The sequence below is a fragment of the Allochromatium tepidum genome, from assembly GCF_018409545.1.
GTDB classification, from domain to species: domain Bacteria; phylum Pseudomonadota; class Gammaproteobacteria; order Chromatiales; family Chromatiaceae; genus Thermochromatium; species Thermochromatium tepidum_A.
The window spans coordinates 3,029,233-3,055,865 of the sequence record NZ_AP024563.1 but is presented as its reverse complement, the minus strand read 5'-3'; the positions used below and the strand labels follow the sequence as shown (position 1 = coordinate 3,055,865).

Genomic DNA, 26,633 nt, shown 5'->3' with positions numbered 1-26,633 from the left:
ATGAGTACAGCCAACATTCGCTTCATCGGTGGCGGCAACATGGCCACCAGTCTGATCGCCGGTCTGATCGCCGATGGCTATGCGCCGCACGCCATCCAGGTCTCGGACCCGAGTCCCGAACGACGTCAGGCCCTGCAGGCCGGCTTCGGCGTGCGGGCGCTTGCGGACAACGTCGAGGCGCTCGCCGAGGCCGAGACCCTAGTGCTCTGCGTCAAGCCGCAGCTGGCCGCTTCGGTCTGCGCCGAACTCGCGCCGCTGCTGTCCGACCGGCGCCCGCTGATCGTCTCGGTGATGGCCGGGGTGCCCGAACGGACCATCCAGCGCTGGCTCGGCGCGCCCCTGCCGATCGTGCGCGCCATGCCCAACACCCCGGCCATGGTGCAGACCGGCGCCATCGGACTGCACGCCGGCCCCGAGGTCGACGCCGAGGGTCGCAACCGCGCCGAGACCATCCTGCGCGCCGTGGGTCTGGTGCGCTGGGTCGAGGAGGAGTCGCACATCGACGCGGTCACGGCCATCTCGGGCAGCGGACCGGCCTATTTCTTCCTCTTCATGGAAGCCCTGGAGCAGGCCGCGATCGACCTGGGTCTGGACGGCGAGACGGCCCGTCTGCTGACCATCCAGACCGCACTCGGCGCGGCCAAGATGGCCATGGAGAGCGCCGACCCGCCGGCACGTCTGCGCGAACAGGTGACTTCGCCCGGCGGCACCACCGAGCGCGCGCTCGCGGTCTTCGACGAGGCCGACCTGCGCGCCCTGGTCGAGCGCGCCGCGCGCGCGGCGCGTGATCGCGCCGTCGAGCTGTCGAAAACACTCTCGGAGGCGCCATGACAGGTTCCTATCTGCTCGATCCGCTCGTCTTCCTGATCCGGACCCTGTTCGGACTCTATATCGCGGTGGTGGCGCTGCGCTTCCTGCTGCAATGGGTGCGGGCCGATTTCTACAATCCCATCTCGCAGTTCGTGGTGCGCGTGACTACACCGGTCCTGCGTCCGCTGCGCCGGATCGTGCCCGGCTATGGCGGCCTGGATCTGGCGGCGCTGGTGCTGATCTGGCTGCTGTCGGCGGTCGAGCTGGGTCTGATGGCGCTGGTCGTCGGACTGGACCGCTCGCTGTTCGGCGCCTTCGGCTGGGCGATCCCGAGCATGGCCGAACTCTTCATCAACATCTTCCTGTTCGCGATCCTGATCCGGGTCATCCTGAGCTGGGTCAATCCCGATCCCTATAATCCGGCGACCGCGCTGCTGGACCGGCTGACCGCGCCCGTGATGCGTCCGGCCCAGCGCGTGATCCGACCGATCGGCGGCATCGATCTCGCGCCGATGCTGGTCATGATCGGTCTGGTGCTGCTCAACATGCTGCTGATCCCGCCGCTCAAATGGCTGGTCGCCAGCCCCTTCTGACGGGTCGGCGGTCGCGATGAGCTGGTATCGCTGGGACGGCGAGGATCTGGAGCTGCGCGTGCGGGTGCAGCCGCGTGCACCCAAGGACGCCTTCGTCGAGCCGGACCCCAGCGGCGACTACTACCGGGTACGGCTCAAGGCGCCGCCGGTCGAGGGCAAGGCCAATCAGGCGCTGCGCCGCTTCATCGCCGATGCCTTCGAGGTGACGCTGTCCCAGGTCGAGATCCTCAGCGGCGAGCAGGCGCGCTACAAGCGACTGCGCATCCAGTCTCCGCGCCAACTGCCGCTGCCGGTCGGAACCCCGACATGCGCCAACTGAATCTGCTCAGCTACAACGTCCAGGCCGGCATCGAGTCGCGTCAGTACAGCGACTATCTGGTCAATAGCTGGAAGCATCTGCTGCCCCATCCGGAGCGTCTGACCAATCTGGCGCGCATCGCCCAGTTACTGCGTCAGTTCGACGTCGTCGGACTGCAAGAGGTCGACGCCGGCAGTCTGCGCAGTTCCTATGTCGACCAGACCCAGTATCTGGCCACGCAGGGCGCCTTTCCGCACTGGTACCGTCAGGTCAACCGCAATCTGGCGCCCTTTGCCCAGCACAGCAACGGACTGCTCGCCCGTCCGCGCCCGGCCTGCATCACCGAGCATCGCCTGCCGGGTCTGCCGGGGCGCGGCGTGGTGGTGGCCGAGTTCGCGCTCGACGACGGCGGGGTGCTGGCCATCGGTATCGTGCATCTGGCGCTCGGCTGGAACGCGCGCCGGCTCCAACTGGAGTATCTGAGCCGGCTCGCCCATACGTATCCCTATCTGGTGCTGATGGGCGACTTCAACTGCGGCTGTAGCTCCAAGGAACTGCGCAACATGGTTCGCCGCTCCGGAATGCGCGGCCTGGACTGCGAACTCAAGACCTTCCCGAGCTGGCGTCCGCGTCACAATCTCGACCACATCCTGGTCTCACGCCCGATCGAGGTCGTCGCGGCGCGCGTGGTCGACTATGCGCTCTCGGACCATCTGCCCATCAGTATGCGGATCGAATTGCCGGCGAACGTGCGACTGGCCGAGTCGCCCGTCCCATAGAACATTCAAGTGGGCTTGGCACCTTGCAGATGATGGTTGACCGCCAGCCAGCTGCCGGTGAAGCTCAGCAGGATGCCGGCGCTGAGCATATTGAGGGTATCGACGAATCCCAGGCCGGTGAGCCTGAATTCGCTGTGGTAGAGCGAGGCCAGTCGCGAGACCGAGCCTTGCAGGATCAGGATCGCCAGCGTCACCAGCAGCCAGGCCGTCAGCCCGCCCAGGAGTCCGTACCAGGCGCCCGTATAGAGGAAGGGGCGACGGATGAAGGCCGCCGTGGCGCCGACCAGTTCCATGATCTCGATCTCGATGCGCCGGTTGAGGATCTCCAGCCGGATGGTGTTGCCCACGATCAGCAGCACGCCGATGCCGAGCAGACCGCCGAGCAGCAGGGCGACGACCTGCACCAGATCCAGGATCGCCTGCAGGCGTTGCAGCCAGAGCGTATCCATGCGCGCGAAATCCGCCTCGGGCAGATCCAACAGGCGTTCCTGCAGGATCTCCAGTCGTTCCGGGCTGGCGTGCTCGGGCACCGGATAGATGGCCAGCACGGTCGGCAGCGGGTTCTTGGTGATCTTGTCGAGTGCGTCCTCGAAGCCGCCCAGATCGCGGAACTCGGCCAGGGCCTGATCGCGTGTGATGATCTGGATGCGCGCGATCTCCTCCCAGTTCCTGAGCTGATCGGCCAGAGTGGCCGCCTTCCGGTCGTCGACGTTCAGATCGAGAAAGAGCGAGATGGCCGCCGTCTGGTCCCAGCCGCCCGCCATGGCGCGCAGATTCTCGCTCAACACATAGAGTGCCGAGGGCAGGGCGAGCGAGATGCCGATCACGGCCACGGTCATGATCGAGGGCAATGGATTGGCGCGCAGTCGGCCCAGGGTCTCGATGACGGTCTTCAGGTGCTGGTTGAACCAGATCCCCGGACGCTCCAGGAACCTGGGGCCACGGGTGCGGGGTGCGGGCGGCTTGCGCGGAGGGCGGGGAAGGCGTCGTCTACCCATGATTCACCAGGCTCCTGTGTCGCCGACGAGCCGGCCCGCGTCCAGGGTCAGGGTGCGGTGGCGCATATCGCTGACCAGACCGAAATCATGGGTCGCGATCAGCAGGGTCACGCCGACGTATTTGAAGCGCTCGAAGAGTTCGAAGATCTCGCGCGAGAGGTCCGGGTCGAGATTGCCGGTCGGCTCGTCGGCCAGCAGTACCGGCGGACGCCCGACCAGGGCGCGCGCGATGCCGACGCGCTGTTGCTCGCCGCCCGAGAGGGCCATCGGCGTGGACTGTTCGCGCTTGAGCAGTCCCACCTGATCGAGCGCCGCGCGCACCCGCCGCCCGATCTCGCGCGGATGGACGCCCGTGACCACCAGCGGCAGGGCGACGTTGTCGAAGATGGTGCGGTCCGGCAGCAGACGATGGTCCTGGAAGATCATGCCGACCTGACGGCGATGGTAGGGGATCTCGCGGCGCGGCAGGGTGCCGAGATTGCGTCCGTTGACCAGTACCTGTCCGCGCGAGGGACGTTCGAGCAGACCGATCAGACGCAGCAGGGTACTCTTGCCGGCGCCCGAATGTCCGGTCAGGAAGACCATCTCGCCGGTCTGGATCTCGAAGTCGATGGCCGACAGGGCCTCGCCGCGTTCGGGATAACGTTTGAAGACGTTCTGAAAGCGGATCACGGTCGCTCACACCTCGTCGCAGGGTTTCCGGGCGTGCTCGGCTGGAGCGGTTCAGGCTAACGTACCAGCACGCTAGCCGAGCAGGGCCTCGACGAACTCGTCGGGGTCGAAGGGACGCAGATCCTCGATCGACTCGCCCACGCCGATGAAGCGGATCGGCACCCGCAGTCGCTCGGCGATGGCGAACAGGATCCCGCCCTTGGCTGTGCCGTCGAGCTTGGTGAGCGTGATGCCGGTCAGCCCCACGGCGCGATGGAAGTGCTCGGCCTGGTTGAGCGCGTTCTGGCCGGTGGTGGCGTCGACCACCAGCATCACCTCGTGCGGGGCTTCGGGGTCGAGCTTCTTGAGCACGCGCGCGACCTTGGACAGCTCGTCCATCAGATTGGTCTTGGTGTGCAGGCGCCCGGCCGTGTCGGCGATCAGCACGTCGGCACCACGCGCGGTGGCGGCCTGGAGGGCGTCGAAGATCACCGAGGCCGAGTCGGCGCCCGTGTGCTGGGCGACGACCGGCACGCCGTTGCGCTCGCCCCAGGTCTCCAACTGCTCGACGGCGGCGGCGCGGAAGGTGTCGCCGGCGGCGAGGATGACGCTGTTGCCGTCCTCTTGCAGCCGCTTGGCGAGCTTGCCGATGGTGGTGGTCTTGCCGGCGCCGTTGACGCCGACCATGAGGACGACCTGCGGCTTGCCGGGCGCGGGCTGCTTGACCGGACCGTCGACGGCGCGCAGGATGGCGCGCAGATCCTCCTTGAGCGCCGCGAGCAGTGCCTCGGGATCGGTGATCTTCTTGCGCTTCACCCGCGCGGTGAGATCGGCGATGAGGCGTGTGCTGGTCTCGATGCCGACATCGGCGGTGATGAGCAGGGTCTCGAGCTCTTCGAGCAGCTCGTCGTCGATCTTCCGGCGTCCGCGCAGTAGGCTGCCGAGTCCGCCGCCGAGCTGGGTGCGTGACTTGGAGAGGCGTTCGCGCAGACGTGCCAGTGCGCTGCGTTTGGGGGCCGTCTCCATCTCGGTGCCGAGCTCGGCCTGGGGCAGGGCAGTGACGACGGTCGAGGGTTCGGGGGCCTTGGACGACACGGGTCGAGTCTTCGGCGGCGACGGTTCGCGCGCCGGCTCGGCGGCGGCAGGGACCGATGCCGGCTCGGACTCGGCGACCGCCGGCTTGTTCGAGCGGAAGAGCTTGCCGAACCAGGGCTTCTTGGGTGCTTCTGCGCTACTGGAAGCCGGCGGTTGTGCCGTGCTTTCGCTTGGGGCAACCGGCGGCATCGACGGTTCGCGGTTGTCGATCGAACGAGGTTCGGAAGGGGCGGTGGGCTGGTGTTTCTTTCCGAAACCGAACATAAGGCAGGTTTTCGCGATTGAGGGTGATCGGGAACGGTAATGCTACCAGATCGCCCCCTGGATCGCTGTCGGATCCGCCTTGGTCGAGCAGGATCAATCGAAGGACACGGACGCACGCAGGTCGTCGCTGAACAAGGCCCGGCGTGGCTCGAACTGATAACGCAACAAGAACATGACCCCACCTTGTTCGAAATCAGGGCTATGATCGATGAAGGCGCTCCCGCTCAGCTGCCAGTGTGGACTCAAGCGCCAAACACCTTCGAGTACGAATCCGGCGGCCAGCCCGCTGTCCTCTTGGCTCGGGTGATGTCGTCCATCCGGAGAGAGCGGAAACCAAGGGCTGGAGTCCTGCACTTGACGTCTCCAACCCGTATGAAAGGTGCCTCTGACTAGCCAGGGACGTCCTTCCTCGGTCTGGAAGTTCAGCGACAATCCAATCCCCACATCTTGCTGTGGGCTGTAGTAACCGCCATGGCCATAGGTGAAGTGGCTGAGGTTGCGATCGAAGTGGCGATAGTCGATGAAAGGGCCCAGGCCGATGTAGTCGAAGCCTGATTGAGCCAGGTCGTATCCGAGCGAAACACGGCTCGCAAAGCCGTGGTTGTCGGCGACTTCATGGCCAGTGTAGGCGTGGGCTTGCAACGAACCGGCAATCGTCCAGGTCGGAGTCAGGGTACGCCAGCCTTGGAGCGAGACGCCGCGACGATGGACCTGGCCCCAGGTGTCTCCAGTGTAGGGATCGCGCAATCCGGTGTAGGACAGCAGACTTTCACGCACGGGACTCTGTTCGAGCTTGGCCGACCAGGCACCGGCTCGGCCGGCCTGGGATAGGGTCAGTGATCCATGGGGGCTAGGCGACAGCTCGCCTTGAGTCGGCGTCAATCCCAGTACGGCCTTCCAGCTCAGTCGGTCTTCGCGGCCTATCTGGAGTTCCGGTCTCAATCCGTCATCCAGCGTCGTCGTGGGTGCGAACGGATAGGGCGCTGCCGGATCAGCCGTGGGTGAACCGACGAGGCGTCCGGGGGCCGGCGTGCCGGCGTCCAGATCCACACGCTCGATCCGAGCCTGAACACTGACCGCTCCATGGCGATACTCCTGGATCAGGATCGGCAAGCGCCAGTCTCTCAGCCGCGCCATGCCGGATTCGCCCGAACGCCAGCTTAGGCTCAGGCCGGTCAGTAGGCTGTGACTGTCGATCCCAGCCAGGTCGGTGAAGGATTCCGGGTCTCGATGCCGGGCATTGACGAAGCGCTTGGTGTCATAGTCTTCGCGCGCGCGCTCTTGACGCCAGAGCCGATTCAAAGGCCCGTCGTCCGGCTTGGCCAGGTCCGCCAACTCAGACTGGGCACCCAATCGTCCCAGACTCAAGGTCAGGCCGCGCGCGCTGTCTTCATCCCGTTGCTCTCGATACAGGGATTGGAAACGACCGGCCGCCTCGCGCCACTGCTCGCGCTTGAAGTCGTTCCACGCCATCAGCTGTCGGGTGGCTCGATCGGTCGCATCGAGCGCGAGCGCGACGTCCAGGAGACGCCCGGCGGTTTCATAGTCACCCTGTTCACGCCGATCCGTGGCGGCCGCTCGCAGAGTATCCATCGCCGTTTGGCGGAGATTCGGCCAGCGCGCGACCAGGGGTTCGGCGATCGCCATCAGTTCAGCGTCACGCCCCAGCCGGCGCAGGGCCAATAATTCTCCTCGCGCTGCCTCGGCATTTGGGCGCCAGGTCGAGGATCGGCGGAAGTCGGCGAGTGCTTGCTCGACTTGGCCGGCCCCGAGCCTGATCCACGCCAGTAGCATCGAGCGATCGACATCGCGCGTTTTCCGGATGCGCGTTTCCCAAGGCGCCAGTCGTTCCAGCGCGGACTCACTGCGGCCTTGGCGTTGTAGTCGAGCTGCCGCGGCGACGTCTCGTTCATAGGCCAGTGTCCGGCTTTGTTGCGGTGTCGGTGCAGGCTTGGAGGCGGGCACCGCTGTGCGCTGTGACGGTTGTGGCCGGGCCGCGAGTTGTAAATGATGTCGCAGCCAGTGCAGCAACTCGGCCGGCGGCTCCCAGGCGGGATCTTCGCGGCGCAAGCGCTCGATCTCGCGATCCAGTTCAGCGTAGCGAGCTCCATTGAGTAGCGCCCATAGCGACGGTTCCGCACGTCGGCCCGCCGAATAGAAACGCTCTCGTGGAATCCCCTCGGCATCCGGCCGGACGATGGACGGCGAATCGGAGTCCGATGGTTTTGGGACATCAGTGAGCTGGGGTGGCGATGTCGTTGATTGATCCGAGGTTTCATGGACCACCGGCGCCGGACGTTTCCGGCTCTCGATGAGACCCTGCTGAGTCTGACGCTGATCCTCCAGCAGCGTTTCCTGAGCGGCCTGGACCGAGGCGATCCCCAGCAACAGCCAGCCCAGTGGGATCAGGCGAATCGGTGAGACGGCGTTTGGCATGGGATCGAATCGCTCATTCGGCGAGGATCAGGATTCGGAGGCTCGACACCAGGTATCGAGCGCGACCTCCAACAGCAGCGCGAGTACGGCGCCATAATAGTCGTGCTCGCCCTGGAGGTCGGGCAGGCGCAGCACATGGGCGGCGTCATCGGAACCGACGAACTCCGTCAATGCCATGATCCGGTATGGTGAGGCCTTTCGCCTCGCCGCCCCCGAGACCTGGGGCAGTCCCTCCCAGAGCGCCGAATGGTCTGATCAGACCGCCTCCGGACGGGCGATTCGCCTTACGCTGGAGCGCCGGAATGCCCGGTTGATGCGCGGACATCGCGACAGCCCCATGCAGGACCACCCCTTCGATGGGGTCCGTTGCCGTGTCTTCGACGCCCAGACCGGGCGCGCGCTTTTCAAGCGCCCACTCCGGCTGAGCGTGATGGGCCAACGCCGCGCCGAACTGTCCCGGCAACAGATTGAACCGGCCTACCGCCAACGCTTCGATCGGGAGCACTTCTTCCGCTTCGGCACAAATCACCTGCTCCTCGACCGCTTTCAAACCCCCGACCTCACCCACGAAGAGCACGGGTGGCCGCGCGTCTGCCTGGCCTACGTCCAGTTATGGCTCGCCGCCCCGCCGGCCGGCGATCGGCCCAGACCGTGGGAGCGTTTCCTCCCCAAACCGCTCGCCGACACCCCCCTCTCACCGGCCCGTGCGCAGCGCGACTTCGCACGCCTTATTCGTCAGATCGGCACACCGGCCCGCCCTCCCAAACGCCGGGGTATCTCCCCAGCCCGGATCAAAGGCACGCCAGGCCAGAGACGGCCACGGCCCCCGATCGTCTTCAAGCGCCAACCGAGGCTCACCGCGACGGCTTGATCAGATATATACCACGAAACGTTTCAAGAAAGCCTGCTGGGCGTCGGGGAGGAGCGTGTTTTTGTCCAAAGTCCAGTTAACAGGGAAGGTGGTCATCTTTCGCTCTCCTCTGCAGAGGATCTGTCTACTCCAACTGTACGTGAGCGAACGATTTTTGCCGGCTGGTAGGACACTTTGTCCAAAGTCCAATACACCTGATCCGTTCGTTTTTTGTCGAGTCTCGGCATGAGCCCAAACGAAAACGGCACCGACAGCCGAAGCTATCAGTGCCGTTCGAACCTGCTCTCGACCGGCGAATCCGCCGGAGCGAATGGCGATCGAGACGCGGAAGGTCTTACTGCCAGCCGAGGCCGACCGAGAAAACGACCGCGTGGACGGCGATGGCCAGGACCAGCAGGGCGTAGAAGATGGGCATCAGCCAAGTAGCCGGGTTCACGACCAGCCAGATCTTCCAATCGTCTTCAGGATTACGCGGCTTTGCGACGTCGCTCATTGTATGTTCCTCTATGGAGAGAGAGTTAAAACCGGTTTACCACCAAGGATGGGCGGCGATCACGAACAGGTGAGCCAGAGCGGCCAGACCGACGAATGCGGTGTAGGTCACTTTGAACTGCTCGTGGAATTCTTTGGCTTGCTGATCGGTCAGACCGGAAAGACTTGCCATGGACTTAGTCTCCATTGTGGGTTTGGCGCTGCCGCCGCCCTTGGTTTGGGCGGCTGGTTTCTTCTGTTCAGCCACTGATGACTCCGAAGGAAATCGAATACTACCGCCTTCGTGACGCGCGGATGGAGGCGCGGATACCGTCTGACGCTGCCTCACTCGAATCGCTGCTGCTCGGTTCGAGATGTTCCGCTGTGCGGCAGGTGTCATCTTAGCTTGACACCGAACAATGTCAACAGGGATTTACAAAAAATTGTTCGCGGGTCGCGCTCAGTGAATCCCGAGCCATTTGTGTGTCTGGAGACTCAGGCGCCAGCGCGGATGAGCCTTGCAGTAGTCGACGGCCAGACGGGTGTTGGCGACGCGGTGCGGGCCGTCCATGGGTTGCAGGAAGAAATGGCGGAAACCCAGGCCCGTGAAGTGCTCGGGTTCCAGTCCGGGCTGGGGGTAGATCAGCTTGAGCTCGTCACCCAGCATCAATACCGTGGTCGTGCCCGCCTTGGGACTGACGCAGATCCAATCGAGACCGGGCGGCGCCGGGCGGGTGCCGTTGGTCTCGACCGCGACCTCGAAGCCGCGCCTGTGCAGGGCGTCGATCAGGGGCGCGTCGAGTTGCAGCAGCGGCTCGCCGCCGGTGCAGACGACATAGGGGCGTCCGCTTGCGTCCGCTTCGACCGACCAGAGGGCGTGGAGGTGTTCGGCCAGCGCGTCGGCGCTTGCATAGCGTCCGCCGCCTTCTCCGTCCGTGCCGCGAAAGTCGGTGTCGCAGAAGCGGCAGATGGCCCGGTCGCGGTCCTGCTCGCGGCCCGACCAGAGGTTGCAGCCGGCGAAGCGGCAGAACACAGCCGCGCGCCCGGTCTGAGCGCCCTCCCCTTGCAGGCTGTAGAAACTTTCCTTGACCCAGTAGCTCATGTCGGCAGTGCCGGACCCAACTCGCCCCAGCACAGCGAAGCGCCGCAGCCGGGCGTCGGTTGCAGATCGATCCGGTCGAGTTCCGGCAGATCGTCGCGGATGCGCTCGCGAATCCAGCGGGTCAGACTCCCCGGATCAGCGGCCTCCAGCCCGTCGAGCGCATCGAGCCGGTGATGGTCGAGCCGGTCGTAGAGCGGTTTGAACAGGCGCTTGACGTCGCCATAGTCGACCGTCCAGCCGAGCACCTGATCCAGCGGCGCGGTCAGATGCAGTCGCAACAGATAGCTGTGTCCGTGCAGACGCCGCCGTGCGTCGCCCTCGGGCGCCTGCTCCAGACGCAGCGCGGCCTCGAAGCGCTGCTCCTTCCAGATCCGATAATGGGTGCCGTCGAAGTGACAGCCGGCGGTCGCGGTCTCGTAGACCGTGACCCAGGACAGCGCCGGCAGTTCGGGTTTGAGCCGTGCCCAGATCCAGCTCGCCAGCCGCTCGCTGGTCGGATTCTCCAGGCCGGGGATGTCGTTGAGACAGACCTGATGCAGCTCCTCATGCAGCGGCGCCCAGAGCGCGGCGAGCCGGTCGAGATCGATGCCCATGTCTTCGCCGTCGAGATCCTGATCGGCATGGAGGATGACCTCGAAGCCGTGGCCGTGCATCCGCCCGCAGGGATGGCCCTCGGGCACGTTCGGTAGCCGATGCGCCGACTCGAACCGGAAGCGGTGCCAGAGATGGGCGTGATCGGCGCCGTCGAGATCCGCGCCCTGATCGCGCGTGCTCTGGATGCCGACGGAGGCGAGGCCGGGCACGTCGAGCCGGTCGCGCACCCAGCGCGCCAGGTTCTCGTCGGTCGGGATCGGCAGGATGGTGTTGAGATCGCGATAGTCGAGCGGCTCGACACAGCGCGCGAGCGCGGCCTGGAGGTCGTCGCTCTCCGCGCCCGGAAAGCCGGCCCAGCCCGACGGCGGCTCGGCGCGCACCCGCGCCAGGAAGCTATGACCATGCAGACGCCGGCAGCGATGTCCCTCGGGCAGGATGTCGATCCGACACGCGGCCTCGAAGGGGACGGCGGCGAGATGAAAGAGGCGCGTATTCATGCACCCACCTCGAAACGGGCCAGGAGCGGATCGGCGACCCCGGCCTCGGCGAAGCCCTTGGCACGCAGTCGGCAGGAATCGCAGGCCCCACAGGGTCGACCATCGGGGCCGGGGTCATAGCAACTGCCGGTCAGACCATAGTCGACCCCGAGCGCCAGCCCGGCGCGGATGATCTCGGCCTTGCTCATCTCGATCAATGGGGCATGGATACGATAATGCTGACGTCCCTCGACACCGGCGGCCGTGGCCAGATTGGCCAGCGTCTCGAAGGCGGCGATGTACTCGGGTCGGCAGTCCGGATAGCCGGAATAGTCGAGCGCATTGACCCCGATGAAGATGTCGCCCGCCTCCAGCACCTCGGCCCAGGCGAGCGCGAACGACAGGAAAACCGTATTGCGCGCAGGTACATAGGTCACGGGGATGTCGGAATCCATCGCGCCCGGATCGCGCCCCTTGGGTACGGCGAGATCCGCCGTCAGGGCCGAGCCGCCGAAGCGGCGCAGATCGATCTCGGCGATCACATGCTCGACCACGCCCTGGGATTCGGCCACGCGCGCGGCCGCTTCCAGCTCGACGGCATGACGCTGACCATAGCGGAAGGACAGCGCATAGGGGGCGAAGCCTTGGGCGCGGGCGATGGCGAGCGCCGTGGTTGAATCCAGACCGCCGCTCAACAGGACGACAGCAGGCTTCATCGCCCGACCTCGCGCCCCGGAGCACGCGCGCACTTGGCGTCGACCGCCGGATTGGGCGACACTTTAGCCACCCATCCCTCTCTGGTACAGGAATGATGCAGGAACATCGAATCAAACTCTGGGATCTTCCGACCCGTCTCTTTCATTGGTTGCTGGTGTTACTGGTCGCACTGGCCTTCGTGACCGGACTGACGGGCGGACCCTGGATCGACTGGCACGGCTTGATCGGACTGGCCATCTTCGGATTGATCGTCTTTCGCCTCGTCTGGGGCTTCGTCGGTTCGACCTATGCCCGCTTCAGCCAGTTCGTGACCGGCCCACGCACGATTCTGACCTATCTGCGCGGACGCTGGCACGGCATGGGGCACAATCCATTGGGGGGCATCTCGGTGCTGGTGCTGCTGGCGCTGATGCTGTTCCAGAGCCTGACCGGACTCTTCGCCACCGACGACATCGCCTTCTCAGGACCGCTGAAATCCCTGGTCTCCAGCGAGACGAGCGTCTGGCTCAGCCGTCTGCACCGTCAGGCGATCTGGATCATCGGCGGTTTCGTCGCCCTGCATGTGCTGGCGACACTCTTCCATACCTGGGTGCGCGGTGACAACCTGATCCGGCCCATGATCACCGGCTACAAGATGACGCGCGAGCCGATGGCGCACTCGGCCAGGGGCGGCGGGCCGATCGCCTTCGTTCTGGCACTGGCGATCGCGGCCGGCGCGGTCTGGATCGCCGATGGCGGACTGCTGCCGCCACCGCCTCCCCCACCGCCGGCGGGAAGCGTACCGGATTGGTGAGGAACGAAAAAGGCCGCCCGATTCACTGGGCGGCCTTTTTCGAGCGATCAGGCGAGATTCAAGGATCACTTGGCCCGATACTTATCGTGGCACGCCTTGCAGGCGGTTCCGACATCGGCGAAGGCGGTCTTGACGGCCTCGGCCTCACCGGTGGCCGCCACTTCGGCCAGTGTATTGGCCGCACCGACGAAGTCACGCGCGATCTTGCCGACGTCTTCCATGTTCTGGAAGAACTCGGGCTTCACGCGGGTCTTTACGTCGCCGACGTCCTTGTCGGTACCCGGACCATAGAGCGCGCCCATGCCGGAGTTGGCGATGGCGGCGATGACGTTGGCGGCGGCCTCGACCTGAGCGGCGTTGTATTCGCCTTCCAGGTTCGCCTTGATCTTACCCATGTTCCAGCCCATGAATTCGTAGCCGGCCTGACGGGTCTCGATCTGCTCCTCGGGCGTCAGATCAGCGGCGAAGGCGGCGCCGGCGAGGCCGAGGGCCATGAGACCGGCGGCGGTGCTGGCTAGCAGGTGTTTCATCGGGACAATCTCCATGTGTTGGTCGATGGATGTGGGTTGATAAAGCTTGAGTCTGGCGCCCTTCTTCCGAAGCAGCACGCGAGGCCCCTAGATCGGGGCGACACCCGGCCGATTCAAGTCGAGAACCGGTAGCGGTGTCCGCAGTACGGCACAGACGGCACGCAAAAGTTCCAACTCGGCCACGGCGACCCGACCGTCGGCGAGCACCGTGGTGGTCATGGCGCCGAGCAGACGCTGTTTGTCGGCCAGCCGCAAGCGGGCGAGCTTGACGGCGAGACGTTGGCGTCCGGGTCACATCAGTCTAGACTGCCCGCAACCAGGATGATAGCGAGCGAAACATGCACGAACTCTCACTCTGTCAGGCGCTCATCGATCAGGTGACGGGCATCGCCCGCGAGCACGGGGCGAGCCGTATCGATCGCATCCGGCTCAAGGTCGGCCCGCTCGCCGGGGTCGAGCCGATGCTGCTCCGGCAGGCCTATCCGCTCGTCGCCGCCGGCACCATGGCCGAAGACGCCGAACTCGTCATCGAGCCGGCCGAGATCCGGGTGCAGTGCAACCTCTGCGGCGCCGAGACCGAGGCACGGGCGAACCGGTTGCTGTGCGGAGCCTGCGGCGCCTTCCAGACCCGACTGGTCAGCGGCGACGAACTGCTGCTCGAAAACCTCGAACTCACGATCCCCGATTGATTTCAGGCTTTTTGCCCACTCATTGGTAACAATCTCATGTCGTCGTCCGCGCCGCCCCATCCGCACATCTTCGATGTCCACTACGAGGACTTTCAAACCCAGGTCATCGCGGCCTCGTCCGAGCAGCCGATCCTGGTCGATTTCTGGGCCGACTGGTGCGGTCCCTGTCACGCGCTCACGCCGCATCTGAAGCGCGTCGTCGAGGAGCACGAAGGGCGTCTGCAACTGGCCAAGGTCGAGGTCGACGAGGGCGAGAACATGCGTCTGGCCGGACACTATCGGGTGCGCGGCTTCCCGACCGTGATCCTGTTCCGGCACGGCGAGGAACACGGCCGGTTCAGCGGCGCACGTTCGCGTATCCAGATCAACCACTGGCTCCGGGAGCATCTGCCGGAATGAGCATCAAACCTCGTGTTTCGCGTCGACGCGCTTCCATCTTCGCCGCCCTCTATCTTGGGGTCGCCGGTTCGGCCCAAGCCCTCTCGCTCGTCGTCGAGGACGGCGAGATCGCGGGCGTGTCCGGGCTGGACATCCAGGGCCGACTGTACGACGTCGGCTTCCGGGACGGCGCCTTCAATGCCGTCTATCCGGCCGAACTCAGCGGATACGGGCCGCTGGCGCGCGCGGTCGCCCAGGCGCTGCTCGCCGCCAATCCGTCCATCCAGGCCATGCCCGGCCGGCGGACCGATCTGCGACCAAGCGGCTGCCGGTCGGTCGATTCCTGCACGATTTTGATCCCGGAGCATTCCGACGGCGCGGCTCCGAATGCACGCATGACGCACGCGGTCGAAGTCATCTATACCAAGGATCGGTTCAGCAAGGTTCCCGAACCGCTCTGGCCGTTCGATGCCTCCACCGACACCCAGTACATGCCGGACATGCTGTACGCCATCATCACGCCGGCCCGTTAGCGCCGCCTCGGGACGATTCGTCATGATTTCCGATCCTGATCAACATCGACGTCTGCTGGAAACCTTCGCCTTTCTGCACACCGCTTCGGCCGAGTTCCAGCGCGAATTCTTCGATCAGGTCATGCGTGTGCGCCTGCCCGCCGGACAGGCCGTCTGTCAGGCGGGCGCTCAGTGCGCGCATCTGCCGCTGGTGCTCGACGGCACGGCGCGGGTCTATCAGCTCGGTGAGAACGGCCGCGAGATTACGCTCTACCGCGTGCATTCGGGCGAGAGCTGCGTGCTAACCGCCTCCTGTCTGCTCAGCGCGCGTCCCTTTCCGGCCTTCGCCGTATGCGAGACGGAGGTCGAGGCGGTGGTCGTGCAGCCGGCGAGCGTGCGCCGATGGTTGGGGAGCAGCGAGCCGTGGCGCGAATATCTCTTCGGCCTCATCGCCGGCCGGCTGGTCGAGGTCTTCGGCGTGCTCGACGCGGTGCTGTTCCAGCGCCTCGACCAGCGGCTGATCGACCATCTGCTACGCCAGGCCGAGCGCACGGATTCGTCCGAGATCCAGGCGACCCACCAGATACTGGCCGCCGAACTGGGCTCCTCGCGCGAGGTCATCAGCCGGGTGCTCAAGGGGCTGGAGGAGCAGGGGCTACTGCGGGCACGGCGCGGCTGGATCGAACTGCTCGATCGCGCGGAATTGCGACGCCGCACGCAGGACGATTGAAGTCAGGTATGACGCGAAGCTTCAGTGTGACAAAGTCACCGACAGGGTCGGCGGCGACCATTAGAGTGCGTTCCACAGTCAACGTCCAAGCGGCCTCCAGCCGCCCGCACTCGAACGGAGATCCTCACATGACCCAGAACCTCGGCACACTCGATCGCGTCGTCCGTGTCCTCATCGGCCTGGCCCTGGCCTTCTGGGCACTGAACACCCAGAACTGGTTGTTCGGCGCCCTGGCCCTGATCCCATTCGGCACCGCCCTGATCGGCTGGTGCCCGCTCTATCTGCCCCTGAAGCTCAATACCAAGCGGGCCTGATCCATTCTCATGCCCGTTCCGCTCGGAGCGGGCGCTCTCGGAGTCATCATGGAGAACATGTCTCACACTGAACATCGTCTGGCCAATTTTCCCGTCTCCTTCTTCTCGATGATCATGGGGCTGTCGGGATTGACCATCGGCTGGGAGAAGGTCCAGTCGCTCCTGAACCTCGATCTCGGACTCACGCCCTGGCTGCTGGGCGCCACGAGCGCCATCTTCGGCCTGCTCGTGCTGCTCTATACGTTCAAGCTGCTGCTCCATCGCCAGTCGGTGGTCCGCGAGCTGCGCCATCCGGTCAAGATCAACTTCTTCCCGACCATCTCGATGAGCCTGCTGCTGCTGGCCATCGCCTTCCTGCCGGTCTCGTCGGCCGTCAGTGCGCCGCTGTGGATGATCGGCGCCGGACTGCATCTGCTGTTCACGCTCTACATCGTCAGTGTCTGGATCCATCACGAGCATTTCCAGATCCACCACATGAACCCGGCCTGGTTCATCCCGGCGGTCGGTAACCTGCTGGTGCCCATCGCCGGTGTGTCCCTGGGCTATGTCGACCTGTCCTGGTTCTTCTTCAGCATCGGCATCCTGTTCTGGCTGATCCTGGTGGTGATCGTCTTCAACCGGGTGCTCTTCCATCACCCGATCGAGTCGCACCTGATGCCGACGCTCTTCATCCTGATCGCGCCGCCGGCCGTCGGCTTCATCGCCTATCTGAAGCTGGTCGGGGAGTTGGACAGCTTCGGGCGCATCCTCTATTTCGCCGGGCTCTTTTTGACACTCCTGCTGTTCACCCAGATCCGGCGCTTTCTGGGGCTGCGCTTCTTTCTGTCCTGGTGGGCCTATTCGTTTCCGTTGGCCGCCATCGGGATCGCCGGCCTGACCCTGTTCGCCGAGACCGGGCAGGCGTTCTATCTCCAGCTCGGTACGGGTCTGATCATGCTGTTGAGCGGGGTCGTGGTGGTTCTGTTGACGCAGACGGCCATGGCGATCGGGCGTCGGGCGATCTGTGTCGCCGAGCACGCGCCAGTCACGACACCGGCGGCGCATCCGCCCGTGAACCCGCCGACGGGCCGCGTCGTCCGTTGGCTGATCGTCGTCGCACTGGTGCTGACGTTCGCGGCCGGGGTGTGGCTGGCGATGTACTATGCTCCGGCAGCCATGCATTGAGGCATAGCCGAGACTGACCACCGGCGCGGTTTCAATCGCGCCGGTCTTTCTTGGTATCCGAACGTCTCTTGAGCCTGGGCACCGGTCGCCTGGTGTCGATCAGGTGCCACAGGCTCAGGATGGGATGCGGCAGGATCATGCGCGGGCCGGCGTAACGCATCACGGCGCGCACCCGTTCGCGCCGACCGGCCGAGTAGCAGTGTACCTCGCAGCGATTGCAGGCCGGTTTCTCTTCCTGGAAAGGACAGCGCTCCAGCCGACGCCGGGCGTAGTCGAGCAGTCCGGCACAGTCCTCGCACAGCTCCCGTCGTCCGCCATGATGGTCTCGGCAATAGATCGCCAGCATGGCGGCGATGGTCTTCTGCTCGCGTTCGAGTCGTTGTCCGGACGGCATCGGAATTCCTCGCTGTGTGTCATGCAGTCCAACATAGATCGCCGGGGCGAATCTTGGCCGATCCGTGATGACAGTCCTTGATCCGCGTCAAGCCCAGCGCTGGGCGTCGCTGCATGATCCGCCATGCCTCCCATCGCTCAGACCTGAAGACAGAATGAGAATTTATTGCATTAGCATGGATATTCACATAAGATAAGAATCATTCTTGTTGCTATTCATTGGTGCATCCCAGATGAATCTTGCTCTCTCACTGCATCCAGGCGATATCGGTGACTCCTTCCCCCCGGCGGCACGGGTCGATCGTTGCAAAGATCAACCGGCGGTCAAGACCTTCCCGCTCGCCATGGCCGGCGAGGGCGAGCGGGTGCGCATCCGGACCCTGCAAGGCGGCAAGGGGTTGGCCAGGCGTCTGACCGAGCTGGGTCTGAATCCAGGCACCGAGGTGCGCATCGTAGCGCGTCAGGGCGGCGGTCTGGTGGTGGCGCGAGGCGAGACGCGTCTGGCGCTCGGGTGCGGCATGGCGGTCAAGATCCTGGTAGAGGCGATCGACGGATGAACACGACACTCAAGGACTTCAAGGCGGGGGACCAAGGGCGCGTGCTCGGTTTTCAGGCCGGCGGCGGAGCCTATCGACGCAAGTTATTGGCGATGGGGCTGACGCCCGGCGCCGCGCTGGAAGTGATCCGGGTCGCCCCGCTGGGTGATCCGGTCGAGATCCGGGTGCGCGGCACCTCGGTCAGTCTGCGCCGCGACGAGGCGGCGGTACTCGAAATGGAGCGTGCCTGATGAGTCAGGTCCAACCCCAATCCAGGCCGCATTACTGCATCGGCGTCGTCGGCAACCCCAACTGCGGCAAGACGACGCTTTTCAACGCCCTGACCGGCTCGCGTCAGCAGGTCGGCAACTGGTCGGGCGTGACGGTCGAGCGCAAGACCGGACGCTATCGGCTCGGCGAGGCCGAGTTCACCCTGGTCGATCTGCCCGGCACCTATTCGCTCGACGTCTCCGACCCCTCGGTCTCGCTCGACGAGCGCATCGCGCGCGATTTCGTCCATGCGCGCGAGGCCGACGTCATCCTCAACATCCTCGATGCCTCCAGCCTCGAGCGCAACCTCTATCTGACCACTCAGCTCATCGAGATGGGCCGCCCGCTGGTGCTGGCGCTCAACATGATGGATGTGGCCGAGTCGCGCGGCCTCCAGATCGACATCGCGGCGCTCTCCAAACGGCTCGGCTGTCCGGTGGTGCCGCTGGTGGCGGCCAATGGTCAGGGACTGCCGGAACTCAAGCAGGCCCTGCTGGAACAGGCCAGATGCGTCCCAGGCCGCGCCATCGCGCCGCCGGTCCGGATTCCGTTCGGTCCGACGCTGGAAGCGGCGATCAGCGCGCTCGAACCGCGTCTGAACGCAATTGCTGCCGCTCAAGGCGATCCGCCGCGCTGGCTGGCGGCACGGCTCATCGAGGGCGACGATCTGGCGCGCCAGTTGGCAGGCGCGGCGGTGACGGCGGACGAAGTCCGAGCCCTGCTCGGCGACGAGGCAGACGACGTCGATATCCTGTTCTCCGACGCACGCTACGGCTTCGCGCACGCCGTCACCCAGGCGACCATCAAGCAGTCCGGTCAAGCCTCGCGTTCGCTCTCCGACCGGATCGACCGAGTGGTGCTCAATCGCGCGCTCGGCCTCCCGATCTTCCTCGCCGTCATGTACCTGATGTTCATGTTCACCATCAACATCGGCGGAGCCTTCATCGACTTCTTCGACATCGCCGCCGGGGCCATCTTCGTCGATGGTACGGCTGAGCTGTTGGGTCGGATCGGCACGCCCGAATGGCTGATCATCGGCATCGCCGACGGACTTGGCGGCGGCGTGCAGGTGGTGGCGACCTTCATCCCCATCATCGCCTTCCTGTATCTGTTCATGTCGGTGCTGGAAGACTCGGGCTACATGGCACGCGCCGCCTTCGTCATGGATCGTTTCATGCGCGCCGTCGGCCTGCCGGGCAAGTCGTTCGTACCGTTGCTGGTCGGTTTCGGCTGCAACGTGCCGGCGGTGATGGCGGCGCGTACCCTGGAGAATCCGCGCGACCGTATTTTGACGGTGCTGATGGCGCCCTTCATGTCGTGCGGAGCGCGGCTGCCGGTGTATGCACTCTTTGCCGCCGCCTTCTTCACCGCCGGCGGGCAGAACGTGGTGTTCGCACTCTATCTGATCGGCATTCTCGCCGCCGTGCTGACCGGCTTCATCCTCAAGCGCACCCTGCTCCAAGGTCAGATTATGCCCTTCGTGATGGAACTGCCGCCCTATCACCTGCCCACGCTCAAGGGTGTGCTGATCCGCACCTGGGACCGCACCAAGGGCTTCGTCGTGCGCGCCGGCGCCGTGATCGTGCCCATGGTGCTGGTGCTCAACGTACTCAACACCACGGGCACCGACGGCAGCTTCGGCCACGAGGACAGCGAAGAGTCGGTGCTCGCCGCCATCGGGCGCACCATCGCTCCGGCCTTCGCGCCCATGGGTCTGAACGCGGAGAACTGGCCGGCGACGGTCGGCATCTTCACCGGCATCCTGGCCAAGGAAGCCGTGGTCGGTACGCTGGATGCGACCTATTCGAGTCTGGCCGCCGCCGATGCCGGTGAGGAGTCGGGCGCCGAGGAGGACGCGCCCTACAGCTTGAGTGCCGGCTTGAACGAAGCGGTGGCGACCATTCCGGTCAATCTGATCGATGCCTTGGGCCGTTGGGCCGATCCGCTGGGCCTGGGCCGTGTCGCTGAGACGACCACACCCGAGGCAGCGGCAGAGGAACTGGAGGTCGGCAGCGGTACCTTCGGCGCCATGGCCGCACGCTTCGACGGCGCGGCTGGAGCCTTCGCCTATCTGCTGTTCATCCTGCTCTATTCGCCCTGTGTCGCCGCGATCGGCGCCATCCAGCGCGAGATCAGCACCGGCTGGGCGGCCTTCGCGGTGTTCTGGACCACGGGTCTGGGGTATGTCACGGCGACTGTGTTCTATCAGGCGGCGATCTTTGGCCGCGATCCGGTCAGCGCCTCGATCTGGATCGGTGTGATGCTTGGGCTGCTGCTCACCGTTGTCATCGGGATGCGTCTCTGGGCAAGGCGCGAGCCGGCACCCGTCAAACTAGCGGCTGAGGGGGCAGCGTCATGATCGTCAGCGAACTCTCGCGCTATCTGCGCGACAACCGCCGCGCCGCCGTGCGCGATCTGGCCTATCGCTTCGACGCCGAGCCGGACGCCCTGCGTGGGATGCTGGAAACGCTGGAGCGCAAGGGGCGGGTGCGTAAGCTCCCGGCCGGTACGCCCTGCGCCGGGGGCTGCTGCCAGTGCGATCCGGCGACGATCGAGATCTATGAATGGGTGGAGCCGATGAACTGAGTGAACGCGTCTCGGGTCTCGAGTGATCGCGGCTCAGATCTCGACTTGCCATCGCGCCGTTCCGCTGGCAGAGTCGCGACACTATGAATCTGTCCTTCGTCGTACTCCTACCCTTCTTCGGAGCAGTCCTGACGGGCTGGGTGTCCCGCTTCGGGCGCATGAAATCCGCCTGGACGGCCGGCGCCGTGACCCTGCTGGCCGTGCTCTGTCTGGCACCGTTTGCACCGACGCCCTTCGCCGGCGAGACGGTGCTGTGGCGTCTGGACTGGATCCCGGCGGCCGGACTCGATCTGGCCTTCCGGCTCGACGGGCTGGGGCTGCTGTTTGCGTCCATGATCCTGGGCATCGGGCTGCCGGTCATCCTCTATGCCCGCTATTACCTGCCCGAGCACGACGGGCTGGGACGCTTCTATGCCTATCTGCTGTTCTTCATGGGCTCGATGCTCGGCATCGTGCTGTCGGAGAACGTGATCCTGATGCTGATCTTCTGGGAGCTGACGAGTCTGTCGTCCTTCCTGCTCATCAGCTATTCCTACCGCAAGTCGGAGAGCCGGCGCGGGGCGCGCATGGCGCTCGCGGTCACGGGCATGGGCGGACTGGCGCTGCTCGGCGGACTGCTGCTGCTCGGCGAGATGGCCGGCAGCTATGATCTCTCGGTGATCCTGACCCAGGGCGAGGCGGTGCGCGCCGATCCGCTCTATACCCCGATGCTGGTCCTGATCCTGCTCGGGGCCTTCACCAAGTCGGCCCAGTTCCCCTTCCATTTCTGGTTGCCGCACGCGATGGCCGCACCGACGCCGGTCTCGGCCTATCTGCACTCGGCGACCATGGTCAAGGCCGGGATCTTTCTGCTGGCACGGCTGTTCCCGGTGCTCTCGGGCACGCCGGAATGGACCTGGCTGGTGATCGGTGCCGGGCTGGCGACACTCCTGATCGGCGCCGGCGTGGCGCTGTTCAAGCATGATCTCAAGGGACTGCTGGCCTATTCGACCGTCAGCCATCTGGGACTGATCACGCTCCTGTTCGGACTCGGCACCCCGCTGGCGGCGGTCGCGGGCGTCTTCCACATCTTCAATCACGCGACCTTCAAGGCATCGCTGTTCATGGCCGCCGGGATCATCGACCACGAATGCGGCACGCGCGACATGCGCCGCATCAATGGTCTGTGGCGCTTCATGCCCTATACCGCGACCCTGGCGATGGTGGCGGCGGCCTCGATGGCGGGCGTGCCGCTGTTCAACGGCTTCCTGTCGAAAGAGATGTTCTTCGCCGAGACCGCCGATTTCTCGACCGGCTTCGAATACGGCTGGCTGCTGCCGACGCTGGTGGTGGCCTCGGGCGCGATGGCGGTGGCCTATTCGCTGCGTTTCATCCACGACGTCTTCTTCAACGGCGAGCCGATCGATCTGCCGCGCACCCCGCACGAGCCGCCGTTCTGGATGAAGGCGCCGGCGGCGATCCTGGTGGCTATCTGTCTGCTGGTCGGCATCCTGCCGGCGCTCACGGTCGATCCGATTCTGCGCATGACGGTCGCCAGCGTGCTGCAAGCCCCGCCGCCCGCGTTCGATCTGGCCATCTGGCATGGGTTCGGGCTGCCGGTGGTCATGAGTCTGGCGGCGCTGGTCGGGGGCGTGCTGATCTATGCCGCGCGCCGGCCGCTGTTCCGGCTCGCCGCGCGGATGGAGGGCCGGATCGACGCGCGGGCCATGTATGACCGGCTGCTGGCCGAACTCATGCTGTTTTCGGGCTGGCTCACCCGTCGGCTGGACAACGGCTCGCTGCAACGGCTGGTGCTGATGTTGCTGCTGACGGTGCTGGCGTTCGGCGTGCTCGGGTCCGTCGGCTCCGGCTCGCCGCTGACCGGGACGCGCGCCATCCTGCCGGTCGATGGCGTCAGTCTGGTCATGACGGCCGGGCTGATCCTGGTTACACTGGTGACGGTCGCCCTGCATCGACGCCGGTTCACGGCGCTGGTCGTGGTCGGTGCGCTCGGGCTGCTGGTGGCGCTGATCTTCGTCAAGTTCTCCGCGCCCGATCTGGCCCTGACTCAGCTTTCAGTCGAAATCGTCACCATCGTGCTGCTGCTGCTCGCGCTCTATTTCCTGCCGCAGCGCGGGCCGGACGAGTCGAGCATCGGGCGGCGCTGGCGTGATGGCGTGCTGGCGGGGCTGGCCGGACTCGGCGCCGGCGCCCTGACCTGGACTGTGCTCACTCGGCCCTTGGCGTCGATCTCGGACTACTTCATCGCCAACAGCCTGCCGGGCGGCGGCGGCTCGAACGTGGTCAACGTCATCCTGGTCGATTTTCGCGGCTTCGATACCCTGGGTGAGATCACGGTGCTGGCGCTCGCCGGACTCGGCATCCATGCCATGCTCTATGGCCTGCGGCTGCCGGGGCTGACGCACGACGCCGATGGCCGCCCCTGGAACTGGGACACCCATCCGGCGATCATGGCGGCACTGGCACGGCTGCTGTTGCCGCTGGCGCTCCTGGTGTCGGTCTTCATCTTTCTGCGCGGACACAACGAGCCGGGCGGCGGTTTCATCGCCGGGCTGATCACGGCGGTGGCGCTCATCATGCAGTATCTGACCAATGGCGTGGCCTGGACCCACCGGCGCCTGTCGAGCAACATGCTGCCGCCGATCGGCGCGGGTCTGCTGATCGCGACCCTGACCGGGCTTGGGAGTCTGGTGTTCGGCTATCCCTTCCTGACCTCCAGTTTCACCCATGTGCACTGGCCGATCGTCGGCGACTTCGAGCTGGCCACGGCCATGCTGTTCGATCTGGGCGTCTATCTGGTGGTGGTCGGCGCGACGCTCCTGATCCTGATCCATCTGGGGTTGATGCATCGCGCCACCCATCCCGGAGCGGACGCTTCGAGCGCGAACCCGAACCCGAACCGGGAGCCGGCCTGACATGGAAGCCCTGATGAGTCTGATCGTCGGCGTGCTGACGGCGGGCGGCGTCTATCTGCTGCTGCGCGCGCGCACCTTCTCGGTGGTGCTGGGTCTGACCCTGCTGACCTATGGGGTCAATCTGTTCCTGTTCGCGAGCGGGCGTCTGACCATCGGCGCGCCGCCGATCCTCGCTCCCGAGCTGAGTCGCTATACAGATCCGTTGCCCCAGGCGCTGGTACTCACGGCCATCGTCATCAGCTTCGCCATGACCGCCTTCGTCATCATGCTGGCGCTGCGGGCGCGCGCCGAACTGGGCAACGATCATGTCGACGGGCGTGACAATGCCGGCGTTGCGAGCCGCAAGAAGGAGCCGGAGGCATGAACCATCTCGTCATCGCCCCGCTGCTCCTGCCGCTGCTGGTCGGCACCCTGTTGCTGCTGTCGCGGCGGACGCTGTCGCTCGCCGCACGCCGCAGGCTGAATCTGGCCGCGATCCTCGGCCAGATCCTGCTGGCGGTCGAGCTGCTGATCCTGGTCGGGGACGGCACCATCCTCACCTATCATCTCGGCCACTGGCCCGCGCCCTGGGGCATCGTGCTGGTGGCCGACCGGCTGGCGGTGTGGATGCTGCTGGTCACATCGCTGCTGGCCTTCTTCGCCCTGCTGCACGCCATGCAGGGCACCGACAGATGCAGCCGCCATTTCCATCCGCTGTTCCAGCTCCAGTTGTTCGGTCTCAACGGCGCCTTCCTGACCGGGGATCTGTTCAACCTGTTCGTCTTCTTCGAGATCCTGCTGCTGGCCTCCTACGGCCTGCTGGTGCATGGCGGCGGGGCGGCGCGGGTGCGGGCCGGACTGCATTTCGTCGTCATCAATCTGGTCGGCTCGACGCTGTTCCTGTTCGCGGCCGGTGCCCTCTATGGCCTGGTCGGTACGCTCAATCTGGCCGATCTGTCGCTGAAGATCGCCCGACTGCCGCCCGAGGATCTGGGACCGGCACGGGTGGCGGCGCTGTTGCTGCTGGCGGTGTTCGCGCTCAAGGCCGCGCTGGCGCCGCTGCATCTGTGGCTGCCTTCGGCCTATGCCTCGACCTCGGCGCCGGTGGCGGCGCTGTTCGCCATCATGACCAAGGTCGGTGCCTATTCACTGCTTCGCGTCGAGACCCTGATGTTCGGCGAGCACGCCGGAATCCTGACCGGATTCTATGCCGCCTGGCTGCTGCCGCTGGGTCTGCTGACCCTGGCGCTTGGAGCACTGGGCGCGCTGGCGGCGAACGAACTGCGCCGGCAGGTCGCCTATCTGGTCGTGGTCTCGGTCGGGTTGCTGCTGGCGGCATTCGGACTCGGGACGGCGGATGGAATCGCGGCCGGACTCTATTATCTGGTCCACACCACCTTCGCGACGGCGGCCTTCTTCCTGCTGGCCGATCTCATCACGCGCGAGCGCGGCTGGGCCGCCGATCGGCTGGCACCCGGACCGGCGCTGCCGAATGCCGCTCTGCTCGGCGGGTTGTTCTTCGTCACGGCCATGCTGGTCGCGGGACTGCCGCCGCTCTCAGGCTTCGTCGGCAAGTTTCTCGTTCTGCGCGCGGCGCTCGATGAACCGGTCTGGCCCTGGATGCTGGGCGTGGTTCTGATCGGCAGTCTGCTGGGCATCGTCGCCCTGGCGCGCTCGGGCAGTCTGCTGTTCCTCCATATCCGGGGCGCCGGTTCGGGCGAACCCACCCATCCGCCGCCGGCGGAAGGTCTGCTCAGTGCCTCACGGCCGACCCTGGGACTGCTCGCGCTCTGTCTGGCGTTGCTGATCGGCTCGGGTCCGGTGCTGGATCTGGCCGAGGCGACCGCTGGACAATTGCTCGATCCGGCCGGCTACCTCCAGGCGGTGCTCAAGCCGATCGGCATCCAGGTCGCACCTGGGGAGGTCGCGCCATGAGACGCTGGTTGCCGCATCCCATCCTCACGCCGACCCTGGCCCTGATCTGGGTGCTGCTGGCCAACAGTCTCGCACCCGGCTCCATCCTGCTCGGGCTGCTGCTCGGCTGGCTGATTCCGATCTTCACCCTGCGCTTCTGGCCGGACCCGGTGCCCGTGCGCCGGCCGCTGACCCTGCTGCGCTTCCTGCTGGTGGTCGGCTACGACATCCTGGTCGCCAATCTGGCCGTGGCCTGGCTGATCCTGCGCGGCGCCGATCACATCCGACCGGCCTTCGTCGAAGTGCCCCTGGATCTGCGCTCGGAACTGGGCATCAGTCTGCTGGCCAACACCGTCTCGCTGACGCCGGGCACGGTGTCGTCCTGGCTGAGTCCGGATCGGCGCGTGCTCGTCGTGCAGGGGCTGGACGTGGCCGATCCCGAGGCACTGGTCGCCACCATCAAGCAGCGTTATGAGACGCCCATTCGGAGGGTCTTCGAGTCATGCTGAGCATCGCGCTCTCCATCGCCTTCGCCCTGGTGACGGCCGCCATCGGGCTGACCTTCTGGCGCCTACTGACCGGGCCGGACAAGCCCGACCGTATCCTGGCGCTCGATACGCTCTATGTGAACGCCATCGCGCTCCTGGTGCTCTTGGGGATGCATCTGGATTCGGCGCTCTATTTCGAGGCCGCGATCCTGATCGCCATGATGGGCTTCGTCGGAACCGTCGCCCTGTGCAAATATCTGCTGCGCGGCGACATCATCGAATAGGTG

At 65.5% G+C, this 26,633-nt stretch carries 34 protein-coding genes; 21 read left to right on the top strand and 13 right to left on the bottom strand.

Going from position 1 to position 26,633, the window contains the following annotated elements; all coding sequences use genetic code 11:
• The 4 genes from proC to Atep_RS14715 are packed head-to-tail and all read left to right on the top strand — an operon-like array spanning window position 1 to window position 2,480.
• Window positions 1-831 (top strand): pyrroline-5-carboxylate reductase, encoded by an 831-nt coding sequence (gene proC / locus Atep_RS14730; RefSeq protein ID WP_213379191.1) that lies wholly within the window; start codon window positions 1-3, stop codon window positions 829-831.
• The gene (locus tag Atep_RS14725) at window positions 828-1,403 is read left to right on the top strand and encodes a YggT family protein (RefSeq protein WP_213379190.1); all 576 of its coding nucleotides are present in this window, start codon (window positions 828-830) and stop codon (window positions 1,401-1,403) included. Before proC ends, Atep_RS14725 begins: the two co-directional genes overlap by 4 nt.
• Window positions 1,404-1,419: 16 nt before the next feature.
• Window positions 1,420-1,722 carry a DUF167 domain-containing protein gene (locus Atep_RS14720; RefSeq protein WP_213379189.1) on the top strand — a complete coding sequence of 101 codons (303 nt, stop codon included), beginning with the start codon at window positions 1,420-1,422 and terminating at the stop codon, window positions 1,720-1,722.
• Window positions 1,710-2,480 (top strand): endonuclease/exonuclease/phosphatase family protein, encoded by a 771-nt coding sequence (locus Atep_RS14715; protein ID WP_213379188.1) that lies wholly within the window; start codon window positions 1,710-1,712, stop codon window positions 2,478-2,480. Before Atep_RS14720 ends, Atep_RS14715 begins: the two co-directional genes overlap by 13 nt.
• 5 nt (window positions 2,481-2,485) lie before the next feature.
• Here the strand turns inward: Atep_RS14715 and ftsX are convergent, their stop codons facing one another.
• From ftsX to Atep_RS14690, 5 genes are all read right to left on the bottom strand, one after another.
• Window positions 2,486-3,478, bottom strand: coding sequence for a permease-like cell division protein FtsX (gene ftsX / locus Atep_RS14710; RefSeq protein ID WP_213379187.1), 993 nt, complete (start codon window positions 3,476-3,478; stop codon window positions 2,486-2,488).
• Window positions 3,479-3,481: 3 nt separating this feature from the next.
• On the bottom strand, window positions 3,482-4,150 hold the full coding sequence (gene ftsE, locus Atep_RS14705) for a cell division ATP-binding protein FtsE (RefSeq protein WP_213379186.1): 669 nt from the start codon (window positions 4,148-4,150) through the stop codon (window positions 3,482-3,484).
• Between the two features lie 72 nt (window positions 4,151-4,222).
• Window positions 4,223-5,488: a signal recognition particle-docking protein FtsY gene (gene ftsY, locus Atep_RS14700; protein ID WP_213379185.1), complete on the bottom strand. Its 1,266-nt coding sequence runs from the start codon at window positions 5,486-5,488 to the stop codon at window positions 4,223-4,225.
• A gap of 93 nt (window positions 5,489-5,581) precedes the next feature.
• Window positions 5,582-7,924 (bottom strand): cellulose synthase subunit BcsC-related outer membrane protein, encoded by a 2,343-nt coding sequence (locus Atep_RS14695; protein WP_213379184.1) that lies wholly within the window; start codon window positions 7,922-7,924, stop codon window positions 5,582-5,584.
• A 27-nt stretch (window positions 7,925-7,951) separates the two neighbouring features.
• On the bottom strand, window positions 7,952-8,101 hold the full coding sequence (locus Atep_RS14690) for a hypothetical protein (protein ID WP_213379183.1): 150 nt from the start codon (window positions 8,099-8,101) through the stop codon (window positions 7,952-7,954).
• On the opposite strand from Atep_RS14690, the gene Atep_RS14685 reads away from it, so the two are divergent.
• Window positions 8,100-8,795, top strand: coding sequence for a hypothetical protein (locus Atep_RS14685; protein WP_213379182.1), 696 nt, complete (start codon window positions 8,100-8,102; stop codon window positions 8,793-8,795). The two genes, Atep_RS14690 and Atep_RS14685, sit on opposite strands and share 2 nt — an antisense overlap.
• 334 nt (window positions 8,796-9,129) lie before the next feature.
• On the opposite strand, the gene pufA is transcribed toward Atep_RS14685, so the two are convergent.
• The 5 genes from pufA to queC all read right to left on the bottom strand — a co-directional run bounded on the left by pufA (window position 9,130) and on the right by queC (window position 12,187).
• Window positions 9,130-9,288 (bottom strand): light-harvesting antenna LH1, alpha subunit, encoded by a 159-nt coding sequence (pufA, locus tag Atep_RS14680; protein ID WP_213379181.1) that lies wholly within the window; start codon window positions 9,286-9,288, stop codon window positions 9,130-9,132.
• A gap of 36 nt (window positions 9,289-9,324) precedes the next feature.
• Complete coding sequence (gene pufB / locus Atep_RS14675) at window positions 9,325-9,459, bottom strand: light-harvesting antenna LH1, beta subunit (protein WP_213381784.1); 135 nt, start codon at window positions 9,457-9,459, stop codon at window positions 9,325-9,327.
• 267 nt (window positions 9,460-9,726) lie between these two features.
• Complete coding sequence (queE, locus tag Atep_RS14670) at window positions 9,727-10,368, bottom strand: 7-carboxy-7-deazaguanine synthase (protein ID WP_213379180.1); 642 nt, start codon at window positions 10,366-10,368, stop codon at window positions 9,727-9,729.
• Complete coding sequence (locus Atep_RS14665; protein ID WP_213379179.1) at window positions 10,365-11,459, bottom strand: 6-pyruvoyl trahydropterin synthase family protein; 1,095 nt, start codon at window positions 11,457-11,459, stop codon at window positions 10,365-10,367. Before Atep_RS14665 ends, queE begins: the two co-directional genes overlap by 4 nt.
• Window positions 11,456-12,187: a 7-cyano-7-deazaguanine synthase QueC gene (gene queC / locus Atep_RS14660; protein WP_272876295.1), complete on the bottom strand. Its 732-nt coding sequence runs from the start codon at window positions 12,185-12,187 to the stop codon at window positions 11,456-11,458. Before queC ends, Atep_RS14665 begins: the two co-directional genes overlap by 4 nt.
• A gap of 62 nt (window positions 12,188-12,249) precedes the next feature.
• Here queC and Atep_RS14655 point away from each other — a divergent pair, with 62 nt between their 5' ends.
• Window positions 12,250-12,948 carry a cytochrome b/b6 domain-containing protein gene (locus Atep_RS14655; RefSeq protein ID WP_213379177.1) on the top strand — a complete coding sequence of 233 codons (699 nt, stop codon included), beginning with the start codon at window positions 12,250-12,252 and terminating at the stop codon, window positions 12,946-12,948.
• Between the two features lie 65 nt (window positions 12,949-13,013).
• Here Atep_RS14655 and Atep_RS14650 read toward each other — a convergent pair whose 3' ends face one another.
• Entirely contained in the window at window positions 13,014-13,478 is a 465-nt protein-coding gene (locus tag Atep_RS14650; protein WP_213379176.1) for a c-type cytochrome, read from the bottom strand.
• 87 nt (window positions 13,479-13,565) lie between these two features.
• Window positions 13,566-13,733 (bottom strand): hypothetical protein, encoded by a 168-nt coding sequence (locus Atep_RS14645; RefSeq protein WP_213379175.1) that lies wholly within the window; start codon window positions 13,731-13,733, stop codon window positions 13,566-13,568.
• A gap of 83 nt (window positions 13,734-13,816) precedes the next feature.
• Here Atep_RS14645 and Atep_RS14640 point away from each other — a divergent pair, with 83 nt between their 5' ends.
• The 6 genes from Atep_RS14640 to Atep_RS14615 all read left to right on the top strand — a co-directional run bounded on the left by Atep_RS14640 (window position 13,817) and on the right by Atep_RS14615 (window position 17,265).
• Window positions 13,817-14,167 (top strand): hydrogenase maturation nickel metallochaperone HypA/HybF, encoded by a 351-nt coding sequence (locus Atep_RS14640; RefSeq protein ID WP_213379174.1) that lies wholly within the window; start codon window positions 13,817-13,819, stop codon window positions 14,165-14,167.
• Between the two features lie 36 nt (window positions 14,168-14,203).
• A complete protein-coding gene (locus Atep_RS14635; protein ID WP_213379173.1) occupies window positions 14,204-14,566 on the top strand; it encodes a thioredoxin family protein in 363 nt (120 codons plus the stop codon).
• A complete protein-coding gene (locus tag Atep_RS14630) occupies window positions 14,563-15,078 on the top strand; it encodes a hypothetical protein (RefSeq protein WP_213379172.1) in 516 nt (171 codons plus the stop codon). The genes Atep_RS14635 and Atep_RS14630 overlap by 4 nt, the downstream gene beginning before the upstream one ends.
• Window positions 15,079-15,100: 22 nt before the next feature.
• Window positions 15,101-15,787 (top strand): Crp/Fnr family transcriptional regulator, encoded by a 687-nt coding sequence (locus Atep_RS14625; protein WP_213379171.1) that lies wholly within the window; start codon window positions 15,101-15,103, stop codon window positions 15,785-15,787.
• Window positions 15,788-15,915: 128 nt separating this feature from the next.
• Entirely contained in the window at window positions 15,916-16,101 is a 186-nt protein-coding gene (locus Atep_RS14620; RefSeq protein ID WP_176976187.1) for a YgaP family membrane protein, read from the top strand.
• Window positions 16,102-16,149: 48 nt separating this feature from the next.
• Window positions 16,150-17,265, top strand: a complete 1,116-nt coding sequence (locus tag Atep_RS14615; protein WP_213379170.1) for an SLAC1 anion channel family protein — start codon at window positions 16,150-16,152, stop codon at window positions 17,263-17,265.
• Between the two features lie 31 nt (window positions 17,266-17,296).
• Here the strand turns inward: Atep_RS14615 and Atep_RS14610 are convergent, their stop codons facing one another.
• Window positions 17,297-17,659, bottom strand: a complete 363-nt coding sequence (locus tag Atep_RS14610; RefSeq protein ID WP_213379169.1) for a nitrous oxide-stimulated promoter family protein — start codon at window positions 17,657-17,659, stop codon at window positions 17,297-17,299.
• A gap of 232 nt (window positions 17,660-17,891) precedes the next feature.
• On the opposite strand from Atep_RS14610, the gene Atep_RS14605 reads away from it, so the two are divergent.
• The 9 genes from Atep_RS14605 to Atep_RS14565 all read left to right on the top strand — a co-directional run bounded on the left by Atep_RS14605 (window position 17,892) and on the right by Atep_RS14565 (window position 26,630).
• Entirely contained in the window at window positions 17,892-18,215 is a 324-nt protein-coding gene (locus tag Atep_RS14605; RefSeq protein ID WP_213379168.1) for a FeoA family protein, read from the top strand.
• On the top strand, window positions 18,212-18,445 hold the full coding sequence (locus Atep_RS14600) for a FeoA family protein (RefSeq protein ID WP_176976183.1): 234 nt from the start codon (window positions 18,212-18,214) through the stop codon (window positions 18,443-18,445). The genes Atep_RS14605 and Atep_RS14600 overlap by 4 nt, the downstream gene beginning before the upstream one ends.
• Window positions 18,445-20,823, top strand: coding sequence for a Fe(2+) transporter permease subunit FeoB (gene feoB, locus Atep_RS14595; protein WP_213379167.1), 2,379 nt, complete (start codon window positions 18,445-18,447; stop codon window positions 20,821-20,823). The genes Atep_RS14600 and feoB overlap by 1 nt, the downstream gene beginning before the upstream one ends.
• A complete protein-coding gene (locus Atep_RS14590) occupies window positions 20,820-21,050 on the top strand; it encodes a FeoC-like transcriptional regulator (RefSeq protein WP_213379166.1) in 231 nt (76 codons plus the stop codon). Before feoB ends, Atep_RS14590 begins: the two co-directional genes overlap by 4 nt.
• An 83-nt stretch (window positions 21,051-21,133) precedes the next feature.
• Window positions 21,134-23,965 carry a monovalent cation/H+ antiporter subunit A gene (locus tag Atep_RS14585; RefSeq protein WP_213379165.1) on the top strand — a complete coding sequence of 944 codons (2,832 nt, stop codon included), beginning with the start codon at window positions 21,134-21,136 and terminating at the stop codon, window positions 23,963-23,965.
• 1 nt (window position 23,966) lies between these two features.
• Window positions 23,967-24,329: a Na+/H+ antiporter subunit C gene (locus Atep_RS14580; protein WP_213379164.1), complete on the top strand. Its 363-nt coding sequence runs from the start codon at window positions 23,967-23,969 to the stop codon at window positions 24,327-24,329.
• Entirely contained in the window at window positions 24,326-25,879 is a 1,554-nt protein-coding gene (locus Atep_RS14575) for a monovalent cation/H+ antiporter subunit D (RefSeq protein WP_213379163.1), read from the top strand. The genes Atep_RS14580 and Atep_RS14575 overlap by 4 nt, the downstream gene beginning before the upstream one ends.
• The gene (locus tag Atep_RS14570; RefSeq protein ID WP_213379162.1) at window positions 25,876-26,367 is read left to right on the top strand and encodes a Na+/H+ antiporter subunit E; all 492 of its coding nucleotides are present in this window, start codon (window positions 25,876-25,878) and stop codon (window positions 26,365-26,367) included. The genes Atep_RS14575 and Atep_RS14570 overlap by 4 nt, the downstream gene beginning before the upstream one ends.
• Window positions 26,361-26,630 (top strand): K+/H+ antiporter subunit F, encoded by a 270-nt coding sequence (locus Atep_RS14565; RefSeq protein WP_213379161.1) that lies wholly within the window; start codon window positions 26,361-26,363, stop codon window positions 26,628-26,630. The genes Atep_RS14570 and Atep_RS14565 overlap by 7 nt, the downstream gene beginning before the upstream one ends.
• Window positions 26,631-26,633: the final 3 nt, after the last annotated feature.